This is a genomic window from uncultured Arthrobacter sp., from assembly GCF_947495145.1.
Classification (GTDB): Bacteria; Actinomycetota; Actinomycetes; order Actinomycetales; family Micrococcaceae; genus Arthrobacter_D.
The window spans coordinates 54,256-75,445 of record NZ_CANLXP010000014.1 but is presented as its reverse complement, the minus strand read 5'-3'; the positions used below and the strand labels follow the sequence as shown (position 1 = coordinate 75,445).

General features: G+C 61.7%; 18 protein-coding genes and 1 pseudogene. 11 read left to right on the top strand and 8 right to left on the bottom strand.

Translation table 11 applies throughout. The annotated features are described in order from the left end of the window. Window positions 1–17 precede the first annotated feature (17 nt). Window positions 18–1,643, bottom strand: a complete 1,626-nt coding sequence (locus Q0877_RS11615; protein ID WP_299167978.1) for a ribonuclease J — start codon at window positions 1,641–1,643, stop codon at window positions 18–20. Window positions 1,644–2,029: 386 nt separating this feature from the next. Here Q0877_RS11615 and Q0877_RS11610 point away from each other — a divergent pair, with 386 nt between their 5' ends. Together Q0877_RS11610 and Q0877_RS11605 are read left to right on the top strand one after the other, a co-directional pair. Next, window positions 2,030–2,845: a YsnF/AvaK domain-containing protein gene (locus Q0877_RS11610; RefSeq protein ID WP_299167938.1), complete on the top strand. Its 816-nt coding sequence runs from the start codon at window positions 2,030–2,032 to the stop codon at window positions 2,843–2,845. A gap of 51 nt (window positions 2,846–2,896) precedes the next feature. Beyond that, window positions 2,897–3,538, top strand: a complete 642-nt coding sequence (locus Q0877_RS11605; RefSeq protein WP_299167936.1) for a hypothetical protein — start codon at window positions 2,897–2,899, stop codon at window positions 3,536–3,538. Window positions 3,539–3,658: 120 nt separating this feature from the next. On the opposite strand, the gene Q0877_RS11600 is transcribed toward Q0877_RS11605, so the two are convergent. Then, window positions 3,659–4,711 carry a tartrate dehydrogenase gene (locus tag Q0877_RS11600; RefSeq protein WP_299167934.1) on the bottom strand — a complete coding sequence of 351 codons (1,053 nt, stop codon included), beginning with the start codon at window positions 4,709–4,711 and terminating at the stop codon, window positions 3,659–3,661. Between the two features lie 126 nt (window positions 4,712–4,837). Between Q0877_RS11600 and Q0877_RS11595 the strand changes: the two genes are divergently transcribed. Continuing rightward, window positions 4,838–5,674 carry a nuclease-related domain-containing protein gene (locus tag Q0877_RS11595; protein WP_299167933.1) on the top strand — a complete coding sequence of 279 codons (837 nt, stop codon included), beginning with the start codon at window positions 4,838–4,840 and terminating at the stop codon, window positions 5,672–5,674. A 47-nt stretch (window positions 5,675–5,721) separates the two neighbouring features. Here Q0877_RS11595 and Q0877_RS11590 read toward each other — a convergent pair whose 3' ends face one another. From Q0877_RS11590 to Q0877_RS11580, 3 genes are all read right to left on the bottom strand, one after another. Next, complete coding sequence (locus Q0877_RS11590; RefSeq protein ID WP_299167932.1) at window positions 5,722–7,008, bottom strand: glycosyltransferase; 1,287 nt, start codon at window positions 7,006–7,008, stop codon at window positions 5,722–5,724. A 66-nt stretch (window positions 7,009–7,074) separates the two neighbouring features. Further along, on the bottom strand, window positions 7,075–7,410 hold the full coding sequence (locus Q0877_RS11585; RefSeq protein WP_299167931.1) for a nuclear transport factor 2 family protein: 336 nt from the start codon (window positions 7,408–7,410) through the stop codon (window positions 7,075–7,077). A gap of 5 nt (window positions 7,411–7,415) precedes the next feature. Beyond that, entirely contained in the window at window positions 7,416–8,978 is a 1,563-nt protein-coding gene (locus Q0877_RS11580; protein WP_299167929.1) for an amino acid permease, read from the bottom strand. A gap of 211 nt (window positions 8,979–9,189) precedes the next feature. Here Q0877_RS11580 and Q0877_RS11575 point away from each other — a divergent pair, with 211 nt between their 5' ends. The 6 genes and pseudogenes from Q0877_RS11575 to Q0877_RS17115 all read left to right on the top strand — a co-directional run bounded on the left by Q0877_RS11575 (window position 9,190) and on the right by Q0877_RS17115 (window position 13,193). Beyond that, the gene (locus tag Q0877_RS11575) at window positions 9,190–9,429 is read left to right on the top strand and encodes a type II toxin-antitoxin system Phd/YefM family antitoxin (protein WP_299167976.1); all 240 of its coding nucleotides are present in this window, start codon (window positions 9,190–9,192) and stop codon (window positions 9,427–9,429) included. After that, window positions 9,414–9,803: a PIN domain-containing protein gene (locus tag Q0877_RS11570; RefSeq protein ID WP_299167926.1), complete on the top strand. Its 390-nt coding sequence runs from the start codon at window positions 9,414–9,416 to the stop codon at window positions 9,801–9,803. Before Q0877_RS11575 ends, Q0877_RS11570 begins: the two co-directional genes overlap by 16 nt. A gap of 587 nt (window positions 9,804–10,390) precedes the next feature. Beyond that, window positions 10,391–10,513 carry a hypothetical protein gene (locus Q0877_RS11565; protein ID WP_299167924.1) on the top strand — a complete coding sequence of 41 codons (123 nt, stop codon included), beginning with the start codon at window positions 10,391–10,393 and terminating at the stop codon, window positions 10,511–10,513. A 157-nt stretch (window positions 10,514–10,670) separates the two neighbouring features. Next, a pseudogene (locus Q0877_RS11560) lies at window positions 10,671–11,255 on the top strand (MIT C-terminal domain-containing protein). 221 nt (window positions 11,256–11,476) lie between these two features. Continuing rightward, entirely contained in the window at window positions 11,477–12,433 is a 957-nt protein-coding gene (locus tag Q0877_RS11555) for an IS481 family transposase (protein WP_299167922.1), read from the top strand. 28 nt (window positions 12,434–12,461) lie between these two features. Beyond that, the gene (locus Q0877_RS17115) at window positions 12,462–13,193 is read left to right on the top strand and encodes a reverse transcriptase family protein (RefSeq protein WP_367182171.1); all 732 of its coding nucleotides are present in this window, start codon (window positions 12,462–12,464) and stop codon (window positions 13,191–13,193) included. A 514-nt stretch (window positions 13,194–13,707) separates the two neighbouring features. On the opposite strand, the gene Q0877_RS11550 is transcribed toward Q0877_RS17115, so the two are convergent. Continuing rightward, a complete protein-coding gene (locus Q0877_RS11550; protein WP_367182172.1) occupies window positions 13,708–16,821 on the bottom strand; it encodes a DUF3427 domain-containing protein in 3,114 nt (1,037 codons plus the stop codon). 485 nt (window positions 16,822–17,306) lie between these two features. Between Q0877_RS11550 and Q0877_RS11545 the strand changes: the two genes are divergently transcribed. Both Q0877_RS11545 and Q0877_RS11540 read left to right on the top strand, forming a co-directional pair. After that, a complete protein-coding gene (locus tag Q0877_RS11545; protein WP_299167918.1) occupies window positions 17,307–17,789 on the top strand; it encodes a DUF4365 domain-containing protein in 483 nt (160 codons plus the stop codon). Then, window positions 17,786–18,946, top strand: a complete 1,161-nt coding sequence (locus Q0877_RS11540; RefSeq protein ID WP_299167915.1) for a hypothetical protein — start codon at window positions 17,786–17,788, stop codon at window positions 18,944–18,946. Before Q0877_RS11545 ends, Q0877_RS11540 begins: the two co-directional genes overlap by 4 nt. 384 nt (window positions 18,947–19,330) lie before the next feature. Here the strand turns inward: Q0877_RS11540 and Q0877_RS11535 are convergent, their stop codons facing one another. Together Q0877_RS11535 and Q0877_RS11530 are read right to left on the bottom strand one after the other, a co-directional pair. Then, window positions 19,331–20,413 (bottom strand): Gfo/Idh/MocA family protein, encoded by a 1,083-nt coding sequence (locus tag Q0877_RS11535; protein ID WP_367182170.1) that lies wholly within the window; start codon window positions 20,411–20,413, stop codon window positions 19,331–19,333. After that, window positions 20,410–21,189 carry a ThuA domain-containing protein gene (locus Q0877_RS11530; RefSeq protein ID WP_299167912.1) on the bottom strand — a complete coding sequence of 260 codons (780 nt, stop codon included), beginning with the start codon at window positions 21,187–21,189 and terminating at the stop codon, window positions 20,410–20,412. The genes Q0877_RS11535 and Q0877_RS11530 overlap by 4 nt, the downstream gene beginning before the upstream one ends. Between the last annotated feature and the right edge of the window lies 1 nt (window position 21,190).

The window sequence follows — 21,190 nt, the reverse complement described above, 5'->3', positions numbered from 1 at the left end:
TTGATCGAAAGTAGCGCCTACGCGTCGACGATGATGACCGTCACCACGGGCTTGCGCCGCAGTGACCGGTCAGACCAACGGACCAGACCCTCGGCGATGGCGCGCTCCGCGTCGGGGCCGGTCTTCTCGCCCTTTAGTTGGGCGAGCGTTTTCTCCACGATGTCGGTTGCCTTGTCCAGCTCGCCGTCCTTCGGGGCCCAGCCGACCGGGAAGAACTCCGGATCCTCCTCCAGCTTTCCGGTGTCCGGGTTGACGATGGCCAGCACTGTCAGCGCGCCGTCCTCGGCCAGGCGGATGCGGTCCTGCAGCGACTCCTCGGTCGCGGCACCGGCCACCATATTCTCGACGTACACATAGTCCGCGGTGACCTTGCCGGAGACGCGAGCCACGCCGTCCTTCAGGTCGATCGTGGTGCCGTCCTCGACAATGAGAGCCTGCTTCGGGTTCACACCGGTCCGCACAGCCAGCTCCGCATTCGCCTTCAGGTGGCGGTACTCGCCGTGGACCGGCATCACGTTGCGGGGACGCACGAGGTTGTAGCAGTAGACCAGCTCGCCGGCGCTGGCGTGGCCGGACACGTGGACCTTCGCATTGCCCTTGTGCACCACGTTGGCGCCGAGCTTGGTCAGGTCATTGATGAGCCGGTAGATCGAGGTTTCATTGCCCGGGATCAGCGAGCTGGCCAGCAACACGGTGTCGCCCTGGGCCAGATCGATCATGTGGTCCTGGCTTGCCATGCGAGCCAGCGCCGCCATCGGTTCACCCTGCGAGCCGGTGCAGATCAGGACGGCCTTGGTGGGCGCCATCTTGTCGAGTTCCTTGAAGTCCACCAGCAGCCCGCGCGGAATGTTCAGGTACCCCAGTTCGCGTGCGGTCTTCATGTTCCGCACCATCGAGCGGCCCACAAAGGCCACCTTCCGCCCGTACAGGTGCGCCGCGTCGATGACCTGCTGGATGCGGTGGATGTGGCTCGCGAAGCTGGAAACGATGATCCGGCGCGGTGCGGTGCGGAACACCTCGTCGATGGCCGGCGCCAGGTCCTGTTCGGAGATCTGGAAGCCGGGAACGTCGGCGTTGGTGGAGTCCGGCAGGAACAGGTCCACGCCCTCCTCCCCGAGGCGTGCGAATCCGGCGAGGTCGGTGATACGGCCGTCCAGCGGGAACTGGTCCATCTTGAAGTCACCGGTGGCCAGGACCAGCCCTGCGCTGGTGCGGATGGCAACGGCCAGCCCGTCCGGGATGGAGTGGTTGACGGCCAGGAACTCGAGGTCGAACGGCCCGAACTTCTTCCGGTCCCCCTCCTTGACCTGCACGGTCTTGGCGGTGATCCGGTGTTCCTGCAGCTTGGTCTTGATGAACGCCAGCGTCAGCTTCGCCGAGATGATGGGGATGTCCGCGCGTTCACGCAGCAGGTACGGCACGGCGCCGATGTGGTCCTCGTGCCCGTGCGTCAGCACCAGGCCGACGATGTCATCGAGGCGATCACGCAGGTAGGAGAAGTCGGGCAGGATCAGGTCCACGCCCGGGTGGTGCTCCTCAGGGAAGAGGACACCGCAGTCGACAATCAGCAGCTTGCCGCCGAATTCGAAGACGGTCATATTGCGGCCGATCTCCTCCAGACCGCCCAGCGCGACGATGCGCATGGCACCCTTATCCAGCCGCGGTGGTGTCTGGCCTGCTCGTGGTGAGGAGTGGCGTGAAGTCCTGGTCATGGGATCCGATCTCTTGGACGGGCGGCAAACCCGGAGCTCAAATACCGGCGGTAAGGTGCTTCGTGGCGGGAACGCCCTGCTTGGCCGTGAACCTGCGCTGCATCAGCGATGGGGACGGCATTACTTTGTACCGACTTTATCACCGTGCTGTCTAAAGCCGACGACGCCGGTTCCCTCGCTCGATCTGCAGCTTTCGTCAGCATTCACCTCACGGTCGGACCGCACCTCGGAAGACGACGGCTAGTTCGTACGGTAACCTAGTAATAAGCATGCTTCCTTTCTCGGCGGTTTGTGGTTCCACTATGAAGGAGAACACCATGATTTCTCAGGACAACATTTCGCAGATCCTCGAGTCCGGCGGCAAGGTTCTTGATAACGACGGCGGCAAGATCGGCTCCGTAGGACAGGTCTACGTCGACGATCACACCGGAAACCCGAGCTGGGTCACCATCAATACCGGGCTCTTCGGCTCGAACGAGTCCTTCGCGCCGCTCGAAGGGGCAGCCCTCGAAGGCAACGACGTTCGCGTCGGATACTCCAAGAACAAGATCAAGGATGCTCCCAACGTTGCCCCTGATGGCCACCTGAGCGAGCAGGAAGAAGCCGAGCTCTACCGTTACTACGGCATCTCGACCAACGGCTACGCGACCGGCGAGGACACCACGGGAACCACCGGGGATTCCGACGCCCACAGGACCACCGGTGCTGATGACTCTGACCGCGCTTCCGTCGGCCATGACACCTCAGGCCCGACCACCGATGATGCGATGACCCGCTCGGAAGAGCAGCTCCACGTTGGTACTGAGCGCCGCGAAGCCGGCCGTGCGCGACTGCGCAAGTTTGTCGTCACGGAGAACGTCACCAAGACCGTCCCGGTCCAGCGTGAAGAGGTACGCATCGAGCGCGAACCGATCACCGACGCCAACCGCGGCGAAGCCTTCGACGGCCCCGCCATCAGCGAAGAAGAACACGAGGTCACCCTCCATGAGGAGCGCCCCGTCATTGAGAAGGAAGCCGTACCGGTCGAGCGGGTCCGTCTGGACAAGGAAACCGTCACCGAACAGCAGACCGTCAACGAGGAAGTCCGCAAGGAACAAATCGATACCGACGGCGTCGACAGCGACCGCCGCTAACAAGCCTTCGCTGATCATCATTCGCACCAAATACAGATTTCAGGAGAGACCATGAGCACCAGCGCAGGATCCGCCCACAGCGGCTCAGACGACAACGATCCCGACCACACCCGGCGCCATGACGTCGACAAGGACCAGCGGGATCACCTGCTGGAACGCGAGAAGGAAGAGTTCGGCGGCGTCAAGATCGGCTCGGCCTTCTTCGGCTGGCTCACCGCAACCGGTACAGCTGTTCTGCTCACCGCCCTGGCCACGGCGCTTGGCGCAGTCATCGGCAACGTAACCAACACCGATGTGGCATCTGAAGCCACGCAGGATCCGCAGGGCGCCGGCATCATCGGGGCAATCATCCTGCTCGTGATTCTGCTCATCGCCTACTACTGCGGCGGTTATGTTGCCGGCCGGATGGCTCGGTTCAACGGTATGAAGCAGGGTATTGCAGTGTGGGTATGGGCGATCGTCATTGCGGTCATCGTCGGCATCCTCGGTGCCATCGCCGGCGCGCAGTTCAACCTTCTCGCCCAGGTCAACAGCTTCCCGCAGATCCCCAACGCGGAGAACATGACCACAACGGGCATCATCTCCGCGATCATTGCAGCGGTTGTCGCCCTCATCGGTGCGATCCTCGGTGGTCTGGCAGGTATGCGTTTCCACCGCAAGGTCGACAAGGCCAACCTCGTCGATAACCGGTAGCCTTCAACCTCAGGCTCGCCGTCGGCCCACCTTCCATATGTGAAGGTGGGCCGACGGCGTTTCGGCGGCGGTTCTGACCGAGGTAGGCCGCTTGGCTATGGAAAACGACGACGTCGGAGGCTACTCCAGCCGGGACAGCACCTCCGTAGCGAACGAGGCTGTAGTAGCCGATCCCTTCAGGTCCGGCGTCGCAATCCCGTCGGCGAGCGCAGACTCGAACGCGTTCGTCAGCGACTTGGCAGCGGCCTCCTCTCCTAGGTGGTCGAGCATCATTGCCGCCGCCCACAGTGCGCCGACCGGGTTGGCGATCCCCTTACCCGCGATATCGGGAGCCGATCCGTGTACGGGCTCGAACATCGACGGATGCTTGCGCTCGGGGTTCAGATTGGCGCTCGGAGCAATCCCGATCGACCCGGCGATGCCCGCCACGAGATCCGAGAGGATGTCGCCGAACAGGTTCGACGCGACGATGGTCCGGATGCTCGTCGGCTTCATCACCAGCCGCGCCGCTAGCGCGTCAATGAGCACCTTTTCAACGACGACGCCGGGGAACTCCTTCACGGTCTCCGCCACCACTTCATCCCAGAAAGGCATGGTGTGGATGATGCCGTTGGACTTAGTTGCCGAGACCAGTTGCCCGCCACGTTCGACGGCGGCCTTCGCGGCGTAGCGCGCAGCACGGGCAACGCCCTTTCTCGTGAACACGCTCTCCTGCACCGCGAACTCCCCATCCGTCCCCGAACCGAACCGACCGCCGATCTGCGAGTACTCGCCCTCGACGTTCTCGCGCACCACCACGATGTCCAGGTCCTCGATGCCGGGCATCGCGCCGACGACGCCGGGCAGCAGCCGCATGGGGCGGAGGTTGATGTACTGGTCGAACTCGCGACGGATGGGAATGAGGAGTCCCCAAAGTGTGACGTCGTCGGGCACGTCCGGTGTTCCGACAGCGCCCAGGTAGACGGCGTCGCCACTGCTGAGCTGCTCGATACCGTCGACTGGCATCATGCGGCCGGTCTTGCGGTAGAGGTCGCTGTTCCAGTCGCGTACCCGCCACTGGACAGAGAAGCCGTGCAGGGTAGCGACGGCATCGACGCACTGCATCGCCACGTCGGTGACATCGACGCCAATGCCGTCGCCGGGGATCGAATCGATGACGTACGTGCGGCTCATGGGATTCCTATCGTTCGGGTGGTCTTGCACGAGCATATGTCGCCTTCGAACCAGTCCTGTTCGCTGCGATGAGCGGGCTCATATCGATTACTCTTCGATGGAAAGATCGACACATTTGGGGGAACAATGTCTGAAGCTCAACCGCTGCCTGCCCAGTCTCAGCCGTCGCATAGTGAAACGCTAACCAGTCGTGTTCCCGGGCACTCGGTCATCGAGGAACTGCTTGCTGCTCACCGCCTGGATCCACCACGTTCCGCACTGGGTCGCTTCTTCGGCGCCCGACCGCTTGGTTCCGAAAGTGCCCCCTGGTACTGGGGTGCTCTAGGGGAAAGGGAGATCGGCGCCCTGCTACTCCAGCTCGGTCCCGAGTGGACAGTGCTTCACGCAGTTCCTGTGGGTAAGGGATCGTCGGATATTGACCATGTGCTCATCGGTCCGGGCGGGGTGTTCACCGTGAACACCAAGCGCCATGCCGGTCAGGCCGTTTGGACTGCGAAGAACACACTCATGGTTGCGGGCCAGCGCCAGCGTCACATCCCCAATGCGGTGTATGAAGCAAAACGAGCGTCGAAGCTCCTGTCTGCTGCGGTGGGACACCCTATTCATGTGAGTGGCGTCGTCGTCATCGTTGGAGCGAAAAGCCTCACCGTTCGCGAGAAGCATTCTGAGATTGCCGTATTCACACCGCGGCAGCTACTGCGCTCACTCAACCATCGGCGGCCGGTTCTGACGCCGCAGCAGATCGCAATACTGAGCGCTGCCGCTGCCCAGCCCGAGACCTGGCACAAGAACCCGCAGCCTCAGAGTGACGCGCGCTGGCTGGAATCCGCCTTCTATGAAGTGTCACGGAAGGTGGACCAGGCACGACGACGGCGCGTCGGTTGGGTGCTTGCATTGGTCGGGACTGTTCTCGGGACTATCTCCGGAGTGCTTCCGTCGCTGCTGTTCGCGCTTGTACGGTGACGCCTGCTCCTTAGCTTTGCGCCGCATATTGATTGCACTAAGCCACATCATGCCTTCTCGACCAGGTCCACCAGCGCATCTACGCCGCGCGATTCCTGAATCGCCTTTCCAATCCGCTGGGCATGCTGCCGGTAGGACGGATCGGTGAGGACCTTGCGCACGGCCTTCGCGACGTCGTCAGGCTTGGCACGGTTGGTCCGCAGGTTGATCCCGGTACCCGACCACGCGACGCGAGCAGTGACTTCGACCTTCTCCTCTGACTGACCCGCAACGACCAGCGGCACCCCGTGGCGCAGAGCGAACTGCACTCCCCCGTAACCGCCGTTCGTGACAAGGACGCTGGTCTTCGGCAGCAGCTCGTCGTACGGGAGATATGACGAAACTCGGACGTTCGCCGGCAACGGTCCCGTGAGCGTGTCCTCGGGTCGGCCGCCGGTGCTGACGACGACGAGAACGTCGTCGTTCGCCAGGCCGTCGATTGTGGGGAGGATGAGGTCGTTGTAGTCACGGTTGGCGATGGTGCCCTGGGTGACGTGTACGACCGGCCGGCCGGAGTCGAGGTCAGCCCACCACTCGGGCAGGGGTACGTCGGTGGTGTCTCTGCCGCCGCCCTGCGAGACCGGGCCGACGAAGTGGACGGTGTCGGGAAGGTCGGAGCGCGGGTACTCGAACTCGGAGACGCCGAACTGGATGAGAAGGTCGGCGCGGCGCGGCCAATCGAGGAAGAAGCCTGGGAATGGTTTCCCGGTCGCCTTGCGCGCCACTTCGTTCGCGTATTTCTGCACCGGCCTGAAAATCACTTTCTCCGCCACTACTTCCAGCGCGCGGTTTCGAATGCGGCCGATGGGTCCGCGTAGAGGCGGGATGCCCAGGCCGAAGGGAGCGGTATCTCGGCTCGACAGGCTGAGCGGCGTGATGCCGCAGTTGACAACAGCTGGGCGGTTTGCGCGGGGCGTATTCAGAAGGAGGGCGACCCCGATGAAGAGTGGCTCGGCGAGCACAGCGTCGGTGGGTATCTCAGCGATGGCGCGCTGGACTGCGTCGTACTGATGTTTGGAGGGGCGGAGGAAGACATGGGTGAGGTCATACCGGATGCCTGCCGGGCCTTTGAGGCCGGCGCGGTCGGGGAACACTTCGTCGGGGTTGGTGTCGTCGAAGTCGGCTTCGGGCGGCAGCGGGAGAAAGGTCGCACCGGTGGCTGCGACGCGGTCGGCATAACGCTGACCTGTGAGGAACCGGACGGTGTGGCCGCGGTTCACGAGGGCGGCGGCGACCGCCAGCATCGGGACGACGTGCCCGGTGATGGGGCAGGAACAGACGAGTACCGATGCCATGGCGGGCTCCTGGTCAGGCGAGTGCGTTGCCTACCAGTAACCACCCCGCGCCTTGGGAATAGCTGGTTACACCGCTCCCCCGAAGTACACCTCGACCTCATGTACCAACCCGTCCTGTACCCGGGTGGCTTCGACGTTGCGGTAGGTGCGTCCGGCGACCTTGTACTCGTATCGGTGAAGCACGACGCCGCCGGTCTCGACGATCTGCAGGGTTCTGGCCGGTGCATCGAAGTGATCGGCCGTGGGGAAGCACCGCTCCAGCCAGGTATCGCGGTCGAGGCGGTCGTCCTGCGGGCTGGTGAAGGTGAAGCTGTCCGCCATCAGGGAAAGAGCGAGGCGTGCGTCCTGCTCACGGTACGCACGGACGAATTCGAGCACGGTCTCCTGCGGTGAGAGAGTCATGCGCCCTACCGGTCGTCGTCGTTCGGGGCGATTCCCGCTCCCCCGAGACCGACGTCGGTCTGCCGCTGCTGCTCCGGCATCCCGGCGTTGTAGCCGGGACCGCCCGTGACCATGATGCTGCGCTTCCGCGAGTGCAGGAAGTACACCGCGACGCCGATGGCCATCCAGGCGAAGAACCGAAGCCAGGTGCCGCCGGTGAGGTTGAGCATGAGGAAGAAGCATAGGGCGATGGCCAGGATCGGCACCACCGGCACGAACGGAACACGGAAGGACCGCTTCAGGTCGGGCCGGGTGCGGCGCAGGATGATCACGCCGAGCGCCACCAGCATGAACGCGAACAGGGTCCCAATATTGACCAACTCAGCCAGCGTGGACAGCGGGACGAAAGTCGCAATGATCGCAATGATGATTCCGGCCAGCAGCGTGAACCGATAGGGCGTTCCGAACTTGGGGTGCACGGCGCCCAGCGCCGGCGGCAACAGCCGATCCCGGCTCATCGCGAAGCCCACCCGCGTCTGGCCGAGCAGCAGGATCATAGCGACGACGATGAGACCTATACATGCGCCGATCGCCACCACGTCGCCCATCCAGGTGACACCGATGGCGGTGAAGGCTGTCGCCAGTGGGGCGCCGTCGGCCGGGTCAATGTCGGAATAGGGACGGATCCCGGTGATGATCAGCGAGACGGCCATATAGAGCACCGTGACGATGGCGAGGGAACCGAGGATGCCGATCGGCAGGTCGCGCTGCGGGTTGCGTGTTTCCTCGGCGGTGGTGGCAATGACGTCGAACCCGATGAAGGCGAAGAACACCAAAGCCGCTGCCGCAAACACGCCGCCCAGACCGTACACGGTGGGTTCAAGTCCGAAGATGGTTTCCACCAACGGCACATCGAGCGCCCCCGCTTCTGACGGTGCCGTGCCCTGAGTCGGCGGAATGAAGGGTGACCAGTTAGCGACGTTGATGAAGAAGAGGCCCACAATGATCACCAGCAGCACCACAGCCACCTTGATCGCCGTGACCACCTGGTTGATGCGGCTGGAGAGCTTGATGCCGGTCATGAGCACGACGGTCAGCCCGAGGATGAGCAGCCCGGCCGGAAGGTTCATCACGCCGGTGTCCACGGAAGCGATGGCCTCGGGTATGGCGAATGGCGTGCCTTCGAGCACCACACCGAGGTACTGGCTGAACGATGTGGCCAGAGCGGCCGCCCCGACCGTGAACTCCAGCACGAGGTCCCAGCCGATTATGAAGGCCACCAGCTCACCAAGTGTCGCAAATGAGAAGGTGTAGGCGCTGCCGGCCACCGGCACGGTCGAGGCCAGCTCGGCGTAACAGATCGCGCTCAGCCCGGCGACAACACCGGCAATAAGGAAGGAAAGCGCGACGGCGGGACCTGCGTTTGCGCCGGCCGCTTGGCCGGTGAGCACGAAGATTCCGGCACCGATACACACGCCGACACCGAAGACGATGAGGTCCAGCGCGCCCAGGCTCTTTTTGAGCTGGTGTCCCGGCTCCTCCGTGTCGCGTATGGACTGTTCGATGGATTTGGTACGGAACACACTCATGGCCTGACCCCTTGCTCTGGGACTCTGACTGACTCATTTGCGTCTGGCTTGAGCACGATTCTATGCCGGACGGCGGAACTTACAACGTGCGGCTCCCGACCGGTCTTTCACCGGGGGCCGCCCGGCATTATTGGGGTGGCACTGGCCGTCCTATAAGCCGGCAAAGCGCGAGTAAGAGTCCGGGCAAGGTGTAAGGCGCAGACTCACCACCATCGGACTCAAGGAGCTTCGCCAGAACGCCAGCGACGTGATCAAGCGGGCTGAAGCGGGCGAAACAATCACGATCACCGTATCCGGACGCGATGCCGCCGTACTCAGCCCGATCGAAGCGCATGCCTGGCGGCAGTTCGGGGAGATCGAAGGGATCTTCTCCGTCCCCACAGATCCTGACTGGGGCCGGGACCTGGGTACGTTCGACGACGCGCCTCAGGATCCATGGGCACAGCAGTGAGGGCCATTTTCGACACCAACCTGCTGATAGCCAACGATGTTCCTGCAGTGCCCGAAAAGATCGGTATCAGTGTGGTGAGCTTGGCGGAGCTGCACTACGGAGTTCTGGCGGCAAGCGCCAGTCAGCGCCCTTTGCGGCTGCGCAGGCTCGCATCCATCGAGAGCCGATTCGCTGCCCTGCCTGTAGACAGCGCCGTTGCCCGCAACTATGGCCTCCTCGCCGAAGCGGTCACTGCGGCCGGCCGAAAACCCCGTGCACGCAATTTTGACCTGTTGATCGCCGCCACCGCGATGACCCACAACGCAATCCTCTACACCCGCAATTCTAAGGACTTTGACGGATTGGAGTCTCTGGCGGACGTTCGTCCGCTCTGATACGGACTCATCTCAGTCAATTCCTCAGGCGTCCGGAGTTACTGGGGGCCTATAGGCTCCCGTCGCTCGTCGAAATGTCTTGACTTGGCGCAGCGTAGGTTCAGCGCGCAGCTTAGCTCTTGAAGATCCCGGAACGATCACTGGTTCGCCACATCGCCGGGGTTACGTCTTTAAACTCCGCCCAATGCCCATGAAGCGACGACGACGTGTCCGCCAAGTGCCTCCACAAAGTCCACAAGCACATCAACACCATGCGCCTCAGGACCGATCTGCCGATACGCTGCGCATTCTGCTGGTAGGACGGATCGGCGAGGATCTTGCGCACCATCTCATTAACGTCTGGTTTGAGCACGATTCTATGCCCGTCAACGGGACTTGGAACCTGCGGAGCGAGAAAGAAAGAAATTCGGGGCGTTTGCGCTGGTCCGTTCCATTTCCAATGTACCGCTGGCAAGGGGGCTTGCGGCAAGGCCCCCGTCAAGCCTCACACTGGCTCGGACGCACCCGAAAAAGGTGGCCCCAAAAGCACGGAGTCGGTGGGACCTCCTCCGGCGATGATAACGTCAGCCATTTCAACCCCACCTGGCATGATGCTGGCCGGTGAGCTCGCCGTGGCCGGCGTGGACACAGCGATCGTGGAGCGCCGCCCGACGCCGGAGCTGGTGGCTCCCGTGCCGGCGGCTTCCACTCGGGACGATCGGAATCCTTGATCAGCGCGGGATCGCCGACCGGCTCCTCGCCGAGGGCCACCCCGTTCAAGCGGCATTCTTCGGAACCACGATGCTGGACTGGAGCGACTTCGCTTAAACATTCACCTTGTGGCAGAACCATATTGAACGGATCCTGCCAGCTGGATCGAGGAGCTAGATGTGCCATTCCTTCGCGTCCGGCTCAGGTCAGGCAGAACTATTCCGAGAACAGCGGAACTCCCTGGAGAACCAACGGGGTATCTCCTACGAAACGCTACTAGTGCCATACCTGCGAAACGCAACCGAGATCGAACTGCACGACCCATATATCCGTATGGGACACCAAGGCCGGAATTTTGTCGAATTGCTCGCCCTCATCGCTGCGGCAAAAGACCCGGCTGACGAGGTCACCGTCAGCTTCTTCACCGTGCTCGACCAAGACCCCGAGTAACATACGAAGCAACTCCACATGCTCAACAACATCGTTCAGGGAGCATCTCAGCAAGGCATCGAGGTGAACGTGTCGAAGGATCCCGGGGGACATGACCGCTGGATCCGAACCGACACCGGCTGGCGCATCAATCTCGGCCGGGCCTCGACATCTTCCAGAAGTCAGACGGCGGCTGGTTCGACTTCGGCACGAGCCGCCAGGAGTTCCGGCAGGTCCGCGCCTTCGGAGTCACCTATATTCGGGAAAATGGTTGAGCAGTCTGTAACTGACGTGCGTACCACGGCGCAAGGAGCAACCGATGAAGCTGTCTAAAACTACTCGCGCCGCGGTTTGGCTAGAGCAATTCGAGGTCGACGATCGGGCAGCCGCTGTAGCGCTGCTGGATAGTGTGCGGTTCGTGCCGGGCGGCGATGTCATCGCAGGTACTAGATGTACCCGGCCAGGACGTTGGTAGCGGCGAGCCTGGTTGAACTAGGAAAAACCTCCGAGTGGGATGTGGCTTGTCTAAGGCCCACTCCAACTCGGAGGTTCTCATGTTCCACCGTAACGCCCGTCTGACTGTCCATGGCCGCAAGCTCATCATCGAGCGGCACCAGGCCGGATGGAAACAGGCCCACATCGCCGCGGCGATGGGCATCTCCCGCAAGTGCGTCAGGACCTGGATCCTCAGGTACGAGACCGAGGGCGAGACCGGGCTACAGACTCGATCTTCGCGGCCGCACACGATGCCCACCCGGACCGCGCCCGAGGTCGAGCAGAAGGTCCTGGCCGCCCGGGCCGAACACCGGCAGGGCCCCGACCTGCTCGGACCGAAAATCGGAGTCCCGGCCAGAACGGTCTCCCGAATACTGCGCCGGCACGCAGTGCCCCGTCTGCGCGAGTGCGACCCCATGACCGGCGATCTCATCCGCTCCTCGAAATCCACCGCGGTCCGCTACGAGCGCGCCCGGCCCGGCGAACTGGTCCACATGGACGTCAAGAAGCTCGGCCGGATCCCCGACGGCGGGGGCTGGCGCGTCCACGGACGGGCGATTCCACGCGACCGGGAACGCAGACCCGGATACGACTACATCCACTCCCTAATCGATGATCACTCCCGCCTCGCCTACAGCGAGGTGCTGCCCGACGAGAAAGGCCCCAGCTGCGCGGGCTTCCTCGAGCGCGGGATCGCCTACTTCGCCGCTCGCGGGATCACCCGAATCGAGCGGTTGATGACCGACAACGCCTGGGCCTACCGACACTCCCTGCGGGCACTCTGCGCCGAGCACGGCATCACCCAAAAGTTCATCAGACCCCACTGCCCATGGCAGAACGGCAAGGTCGAAAGGCTGAACCGCACCCTGGCTACCGAATGGGCCTACCGCCAGGCCTACACCAGCAACACCCAACGCACAGCCGCGCTTGACCCATGGCTCGAGCACTACAACACTGAACGCAGTCACAGCGCACTCGGAGGCAAACCACCGATCAGCCGACTGGCACTAACCTGATGACCGGGTACACCTAGGCGCTCGTTGGATGGTAAAGATGGACCTGCACGACTTCTTTGGAACCGTGACCGAGGCATCGGTGTATCGCGTGTTCCGAAGGCTCGGATACGGCAAGCTCGTCTCCTTCGAACTTGCACGGATCACGACACGAGCAGAAAACGCTCGGCATGCTCCCTGGCTGGCCGCAAGCACCGTAATTGAGAGCTACGCTGTAGCCGGAGTAGGAGTTCTACCACAAGGCGGACCCACGAGTGGAATACTCGCAAACGCAGCCGCAGCCCGACTCGATAAATTCCTCCAGGCCTTCGCCCTCCAACGCGGCCTCACTTACACTCGCTACTCCGACGATCTATTGTTCTCCGGTCTAGATGCGTTTCATCGATCCGCCGCAGAGATGGTCACCCGGGAAGTGTCGGGTCACATCCGAAAAGCTGGATTCGTCACGCACAGGACCAAGACTCGAATAGTGCCACCTGGGTCACGCAACGTTGTTCTCGGGCTGCTTGTGGACGACTCCGTTCGACTGATGCCCGAGCATCGACGGCGTATAGAGGTACACCTACGCGGGGTCGAAAAATTCGGACTCGCGCGTCACTCCACCCATCGAGGATTCAACTCTGTTTTCTCGTTTGTCGATCATCTTGCTGGCTGGATCGCGTTCGCACTCGGAGTTGAGAGGGAACGTGCATCGCGTTGGCACCAGCGTCTCAACCAGATCCTCAAGCGTGAGGGTCTACCAATAATGTCACGCTTAGCCTAAGCTTCAAACGCACCGCTCGGGAGCCGGCGCAGCCCCGCTCGATCAGGATAAGTCCGAAGGCATGCTCATCAATCTCATCCGCCTGAACCCAGCCCCTTGTTACCAATGCATGGTGTCGGTCGCGATCCGTATCTACGCAGGTGAAGGGTAGTCCTGTAGGGCAACAAGGTGTCCGCCTTCGGTTGGGCCGAATTCACGCTTGAAGCACGCCCTCACGCCACTCCGACGCCACCGCCGCCTGGTGAGCGTCCTCGACAACTTTGCTGTTGACTGGGCCCGCTGGCCGATCGACGCCGACTGCACCGCAGCCTCCACCTTCGCCAGATTCAGCACGTTCGCGTGCACTTTCCCGAGCGGCCCTCAGCCGACGATAGCGCTCCCACGAAACCGGCAAGAATACTTGGTATCGGATCTCCTTGCATATCTGGGTTACGGCGGTGACAGACACCGGCAGATCCACCTGCAGCACATTCGCATGCCTCCGCGAAAGCAAATTCGTGTGCGCTGCCAATGGTTACTGCACTATTGCCGATGCCGTAGCCAAGACGTCCGCCGGCATAGGTCGATGCAGCTTCCAGGTGATAGCGATGGGCTTCTCCCCCGAGTGCTGGACGTAATCAACCTGACCCAAACACGTGTAGGGCACCGTTAGCCCGCTCTCGTCTTCCGCAGTGTCGCGGGTGAAGAGCAACACCTGCGACCCTCGCGATTTGTGGTTCAGATAACGCTGCCCTACAGGGCTGTTTGGGGCGGTCGAGTTCTGTGATTCCCAATGGAAGAGGTCCTGACCGATGGCGTAGTCCTTGTACATGGTGGTTGCTGAGTGGTTCTTCTCATCCTTGTTGAGCGTGACGAAGAAGACGTCGGTCGACGCCGCTGGACACCATGCAACTCCCTCTCGGTGCTGCACGTTCTTGCCGAGCTCAAGGGAGCCATATTCCAGTGCCGCTAGAACTTCCTCGCGCCGGTAGGTTGCATGCGATGACAGCGGAATGTGTTGCAAATCGGCGCCGAGCCCCTTCGCGGCGTGCTTAGAATCGGTGACGCCCAGTTCTACGAGTTGCCGAATTTCGTCACACACAAAGCGGAACCTACGTAGGTGGTCCAGACCGTCGTCGTACGTTTGAAAACCGCCGCCATCGCTCCACAGCGTATAGAAGAGCATCCGGGCAAACGTCTTTTCCCGTGGTCCGAGGTCTCCATACCGCGGCGAGTCTTGGCGGACGAGCCTTGTGTACGCGTCGGCTCGTTCGGGGTCGTCCACATGAAGCAGCCGCACCATGCGCAACAGGAGTTGTTTCTCCTGTTCAAGCTCTGCCAGTCCACCCGCTATGGCCGCCTCCCCTGGAGAAAGCCCCTCGATCAGGCCAGCCTGGCGTAGGTACCCGGTCCAGGAATCCCGCGTCGAGCGGTAAATGGTTTTCAGGTCGTTGCCAGATCGCTCGAGGTACTCGGCCAGTACCGTTTCGCCATAGGAGGCGATGTCACGCACGAGTTGCGCGCGGTTGAACCGCAACTGAGCCCGGATGTTCTCCAGCACGACTCTCTGCGCCACACGGTCGAGAACGATCTGGGAACCAGACGGCAGGAACGGGAACTCGTCGTCGACCGCTTTCTCCAGCTGCTTTCGGCCCAATCCCGTGAGCGCTCGGTAACGCAGATCGAAGCGGAACTCACGGCGCTGCTGCCCGATGAAGTCCAACACAGTGAGGACCGATTTCTCCTCAGCGCGCCGCAGCCCGCGGCCAAGCTGCTGAAGAAAAATTGTTGCGCTCTGGGTTGGGCGAAGCATGAGAATTGTGTCTACTTCGGGCAGGTCAAGACCTTCGTTGAAGAGGTCCACGGTGAAGATGCAGTTGATTTGGCGGTCGCGTAGCTGTGCGAGCGCAAGTGCGCGTTCGTCGTCGTCCGTTCCACCATGCAGGGCTACCGACGTGATGCCCGCACGGTTGAAAACCTCGGCCATGTACTGGGCGTGCTGAACGGAGACACAGAAGCCGAGGGCACGCATCTGGTTGGCTCCGGTGATTTTGTCTCGGAGTTCGCGAATGACTTTGGCTGCGCGGGCGTCGTTACCGGTGTAGAGGCGGTCGAGCTGGGCGAGATCGTAGTTGCCTCGCTTCCACTCCACCTGGCTGAGGTCGACGTCATCGGACACACCGAAGTAGTGGAAGGGCACCAGGAGGTCAGCGTCGAGGGCATCCCAGAGCCGGAGTTCGCTCGCCGTACGACCGTCGAAGAACTGGTCGGCGACGTTGAGGCCGTCACCTCGCTCAGGTGTCGCCGTGAGGCCGAGTAATTGCTGCGGTGTGAGGTGGTCGATCAGACTTCGATAGGTAGGCGCCATAGCGTGGTGGAACTCGTCGATGACGACGATGTCGAACATGTTGGGTTCGAGCTGCTGGATGCCTCTGGCATTGAGTGACTGGACCGAAGCGAAGACATGCTTCCACTGGGTGGGCTTGTTGTCGCCGACGTAGAGCTCGCCGAAAGCACCATCTTGCATGACGTTGCGATAGGTGCGCATGGATTGTCGCAGGATTTCCTGACGGTGCGCGACGAAAAGGAGCGTGAGGTTTCGGCCTGCGGCTTCGCTGAGACGTTTGTAGTCGAGCGCGGCGATGACGGTCTTGCCGGTTCCGGTGGCGGCAACGAGGAGATTGCGGGTGTGGCCTTTGAGCCGCTCCGCCTCGAGCGCTTCGAGCATCTCCTCCTGGTGGAGGTAGGGCTGGACCTCCAGTCCGGTGACGCCATCCGGGGCGATGGTGCGTTTGCCGCCGTTCCGCTCAAGGGCAGCATCGAGTTTGTCGCCATCTCGTTCGGGATCATAGCTCTGGAACGCTCGCTGCTCCCAGTAGCTGTCGAAGGTGACCTCGAACTTCTTCAGCAGTGTGGGCGTGGCGATGTTGGAGAGCCGGACGTTCCACTCCAGTCCGTCAAGGAGTGCGGCCTTGCTAAGATTTGAGCTTCCGACGTATGCGGTGTCAAAGCCGGTGTCCCTTCTGAATAGCCACGCTTTGGCGTGAAGGCGGGTGGCCTGGGTTTCGTAGCTGATCTTGACCTCGGCGCGGTAGCGATTGACCAGCTCGTCGATGGCCCGGCGTTCCGTGGCGCCCATGTACGTGGTCGTGATGACTCTTAGGCGGACACCGCGTTCCTGTAGTCGTTCCAGAGCAGGTTGGAGTAACCGCAATCCGGTCCAGCGGACGAAGGCGCACAGCAGGTCGACGGAGTTGGCCGAGTCCATCTCAGTTCGGATTTCTGCTGCAAGGTTCGGGTCATCCTTGCTGTTGGTCAGAAGTGCCGATTCGCTGAGCCGCGTGGTGGGGCGCTTGACACTGCGCCTGCGGAGATGGTCGGGGCGGTGAAGCGCATGAAGTTCTTGAGGGCCAGCGGCAATGACGGCCGGTTGGTCGAGATGTCCCAAAATGGTGTTCGCGATCTCCACCCGCTCGGCAGGGGCGGCTTTGGTGAGCGCTTGCCGCACGGCGTCGGCGACGTGACGCGAGAGAATATCAGGGGCCGTGTCTTCGTCGATCTGCTCGAACGACGCATGTAGGTCTTGTGCCGCATCGAGTTGCGCGGCGATCATGTCAGTTTTCAGGAGCTCATAAAGCCCCTCGGGCAGCTGCGGTGCTGCCCCTCCCCCAATGATTTGGCTCACCTAACCAGGGTAGTAGTTATTCGGTGAGATGATTTCGATCCAGCAACTGATCTCGGAACCGCGACGCGGGGCACCACACGACGCAGGATTGGATCGGTCAGAAGGTGACCGCCCTCGCCGGCCTATCGTCCGCCAATCTGAGAGCAGCTGTTGTTACATCAACTCGGCTCACATCAGAGCCGGCACAGGCCATTACTATCTTGGACCGCTCGGACACTGCTTTTCAACGAACTACGGTCGGCCGGGATTTCAACTGCGTGCAGGCGATAGGAGGATGACGCCGCGATGCAATCAGCGCCGCAAGACGCTCAGGAATGTCATACCAGTCCCGTAGCCTTTTCGAAAGAAGACGCTGGATCGAGGAAACGCCTGTGCAACTGTACGATCTCTTCATGAGTGGGGGCGCGCCGTTGATCCTTAGGGGATCACACACACGTGGATTGAATCACATGGAGCAGTTTCAGGTTAGCTACGTCCGCGCGATTGCGGCAGCGGCAGGATGCAATCTGGTGGGAACTCCGGAGATAGACGAGGGAATTGATCTTGTTTTGTCCCACAGATCTGACCAGCACCTTCAGACGGGCGCCGTTTATCTGGAGATACAGCTAAAAAGCACCTCCCAATATATCGGCCAAAATTCAACTCACATCTCTTCGAATATGCGCGCCGACCGCTACGAGGAGTTTGCGAGCACTGACCCGAGTGTCAACCGGATAGCAGTCATCATGTCGCTGCCAACCGAGCAAGCGTCCTGGTTAGAGGCTTCCCACGATTACCTGGCGCTGAAGCATTGTTGTTACTGGGTGAATTTACGAGGTGCTCCAGCGTCAACCGCAGCTAGACCTAGCTTCAACGCTCGAAGAGAAGACATCTTCGATGATGTGGCGCTGTGCGGCATCATGCAGCGAATCGGACAGGGCGGACAGCCATGAATACATTCGCACGATCCGAGCGCGTGAACAGTTTATTAGCAACGCTTGAACACTTTCGTTGGTACCGCGCCGAGGGGGTGCCGGGGAAGTTCGACATCTGGCGGGAATACGACGGAGCAGGCGAAGTTCTCATTCCGCTGGACGATACTCGTCCAGATTTCGATCGCCTCCTAGGCAAAGCACAACGCGAAATTTTTCGAAGGTTCGGTGCCGAAGCCAAGCACGCCGAAGCGCTGTATCGCATCAAAGAGACGACCGCGCTCGACGAATCGCATTGGCAAAAGGAAACGTCGCTAGACGGAGGGCTTATCCGATGGACAGACGGCGAGTTGCTTTATGCTTCTGCCCGCTCGATGCTTATCGCCTCGGCGAAGTCCACTCGTGAGGCGAGGATGTATCACGGCAATGCGAGCGCGTTCATAGCCAAGCAGTTCATAGATGACTGCTATATGGGTCAGACCGCAATAGGGAGCTACGTGATTACCGCGCACACACATGCGGACAAGAGATTTCATTTCTCGAGGCGTTCCGAAGAGGTCGCCAGTCAGACCCCGCGTCTGGCAGAGTCCGTAAGTGGTCGGGAGATACTGCAGACATTCGAGCGTTCCCTTGACCTGGCACGTCGCTGCCTAGACGAATATCGTGCGAAACCGACCACCGACATTTTTGTTGAAGCGGTGCACGACGGCTTGTCATATGAATTCATTAAGGCTTTGGGCGACGTTACGCGTGATGGTGAGTCGGCTATTCAAGTGGTGCGGCACAGTCAAAATCTCACTCCTTCAAAGCACGAATTCACCTTCACCCCTGTGGAGTCGCCGATACTCGACAAAGTCGCTACACGGTTCTCCCAGGCACCGGCATCTCAGGACGTAACACTGGTAGGCGAAGTAGTCCTACTAAGCCACGCTTCCGCTACCGACATTAGGGTTATTCGTCTGGTGATAGACAGTGGGTCTTCAGTCAAGAAGGCTCGGGTCCGCCTCGACGCGGAGCAATACAGAGTAGCCCTCGAAGCTCATTCCAACGATGCAATGCTCCAAGTTTCAGGACGGTTGGAACGAGAAGGCAATTTTTACTGGCTCTACGATGCCGCGGGTGTTCGAGTAGTTCCCACCGAGCAGCGAATCTCGTATGACAATCTGCCCCTCTTCTAGCTTGATCGCTGACAGATGACCGAACGAGCAGATCGCGCCATACGGTGGTCGTTCTATCGGCCCCGGCTCCGCCCTGCCGACAGTTTGATGGCGGTACGCACATTTATTTGGACGATCTAGGTGCCACAAACGCCTAACCGAAGGTACCAAGGTCCATTTTGATGATGACTGAGCCTTCGCAGATAGCCACATTGGGGCCCGGTTGCAGAGATCGAGAGCTCTTACGGCTGGAGACGAAGTTGCATCGAGTAAGGGCAACCGCGCCCGCCGGTGAGATGGCCGCTCGTGGCGCCCAGTTCGATTCAAAGGCTCTGTGAGAGGACGGCGAACCATTCAGTCTTTGCGCTCGCCGAAGCACTCATTGCTACGTGCACTAGCTGAGCCCTACGCTTCCAGCGCCGCCCGCACGTCCGCTCGCCGCTCCGACGCTGCCGCAGTCCCGTGCGCGTCTTCCACCACTTTATCGATCAGCACCCGCCGACCCGTCGACGCTGACTGCACAGCCGCCTCCACCATCGCCAAGCTCAACACGTTCGAGTGCACCTCCCCCGACGGCACCTCACCAGATCGTAACGCCGACACAAACTCCACCAGCGCGCCGGCGATCTCCTCCTCATGCGACACAGGCGCGACCGAAGCTGCACCGGACACCAACTCCGCGACAGGAGCCCCGGCACCATCCCACGTGGCAGAACCCCCTGCACCGTTCACCCGCCACGACCCGTTCCACGACGTCTCCAACCCGTCCGCACACCAGCTACCCGTATACACATACCGGGTGCCACCGCTCATCTGGAACACCGCGGTGGCGGCAGCAGCGCCGTCGTACCAGCTCCACGACGGATTGAACTCCTCGCAATACACCGACACCGGATCCTGATCCAGCAGGAACCGCACCGCATCGAACTGGTGGATCGCCATGTCCACCAGCAGCACATGCGCCATCTCCTCCCGGAACCCACCAAAGTGCGGGGCCTTGAAGAACTCCGTCGTCACCACACCAATTTCCCCCAGCTCAGCGGTCAGCGCCTTCAGCTGGGTCAGCCCCTGGAAGTACCGGCGCGACTGGCTGATCATCAGCAGCTGCCCGCTCACCTCCGCCGCAGCCGCCAGAGACAAACCCTCCGCCACGGTCGGCGCCACCGGCTTCTCACACAGCACCGGCAACCCGGCGAACATCGCCTCCATATTGACCGGATGGTGCGCCGCAGGCACCGTCACGTTCACGACGGCGTGCGCACCGGTCGCCGCCGCAACCTCCGACACTGACGTGCCGAGAGCAACGTCCCGTAGCCCGAACTCGTCGACCGCAGCCTGCGCGGCACCCAGGTTGAGGTCCACGAGACCGACCAGCTCGACGTCGTCGTTCGCTTGGAGTGTCCGGATCCAGGCCTTGCCCATCCCGCCGGCACCCACCTGCACCACGCGCAACGGCCCGGCAGTCTCAACGGTCTTGAAGGTGATCAATTGCTCATCGCCCCCTGGTAGCCGTGACCGGTGTAGAAGTCCTCCGTCTCGTAGCGCAGCAACACCGGATCGGTACGCTCGGGCCGCAGCGTCTTCGCCCACTCGACGCCGTTCGCGATTACGCGGCGCACGTCCTTGTGGTGGTAGACCGGGTAGTCCTGATCGCCCGGGCTGAAGAAGAAGATCTTCCCGAAACCGCGCTTGAACGTGCAGCCGCTGCGGAACACCTCTCCCCCGCTGAACGTGCTGAGGAAGATCAGCTCATCCGGCGCCGGAATGTCGAAGAACTCCCCATACATCTCCTGCTCGTCAATGATGAACGGGTGCGGCACGCCCTGCGCAATCGGATGCGCCGGGTTCACGGTCCACACGATCTCGCGGTCGCGCTCGGACCGCCACCGCAGCGTGCACGAGGTGCCCATCAGCTTCCCGAAGATCTTCGACCAGTGGCCAGAGTGCAGCACCAGCAACCCCATGCCCGCCAGCACGTGCCGGTGGACGCGCTCGACGACGCTATCCGCCACCTCCCCATGCGCGGCATGCCCCCACCACACCAGCACGTCGGTGTTCTCGAGGATGTCCTCGGTGAGACCGTGCTCGGGATCGTCGAGCGTGGCGGTCCGAACGACTGCCCGCGCGCCGAGGTTCTCCTCGATGCCCTCGCGGATGGTGTTGTGCATGCCGTCGGGGTAGATGGCGCGGACTTCGGGCTGGACCTGCTCGTGGCGGTTCTCGCCCCAGACGAGGACGCGCACGGTGTCGGAACTGGTGGTCATG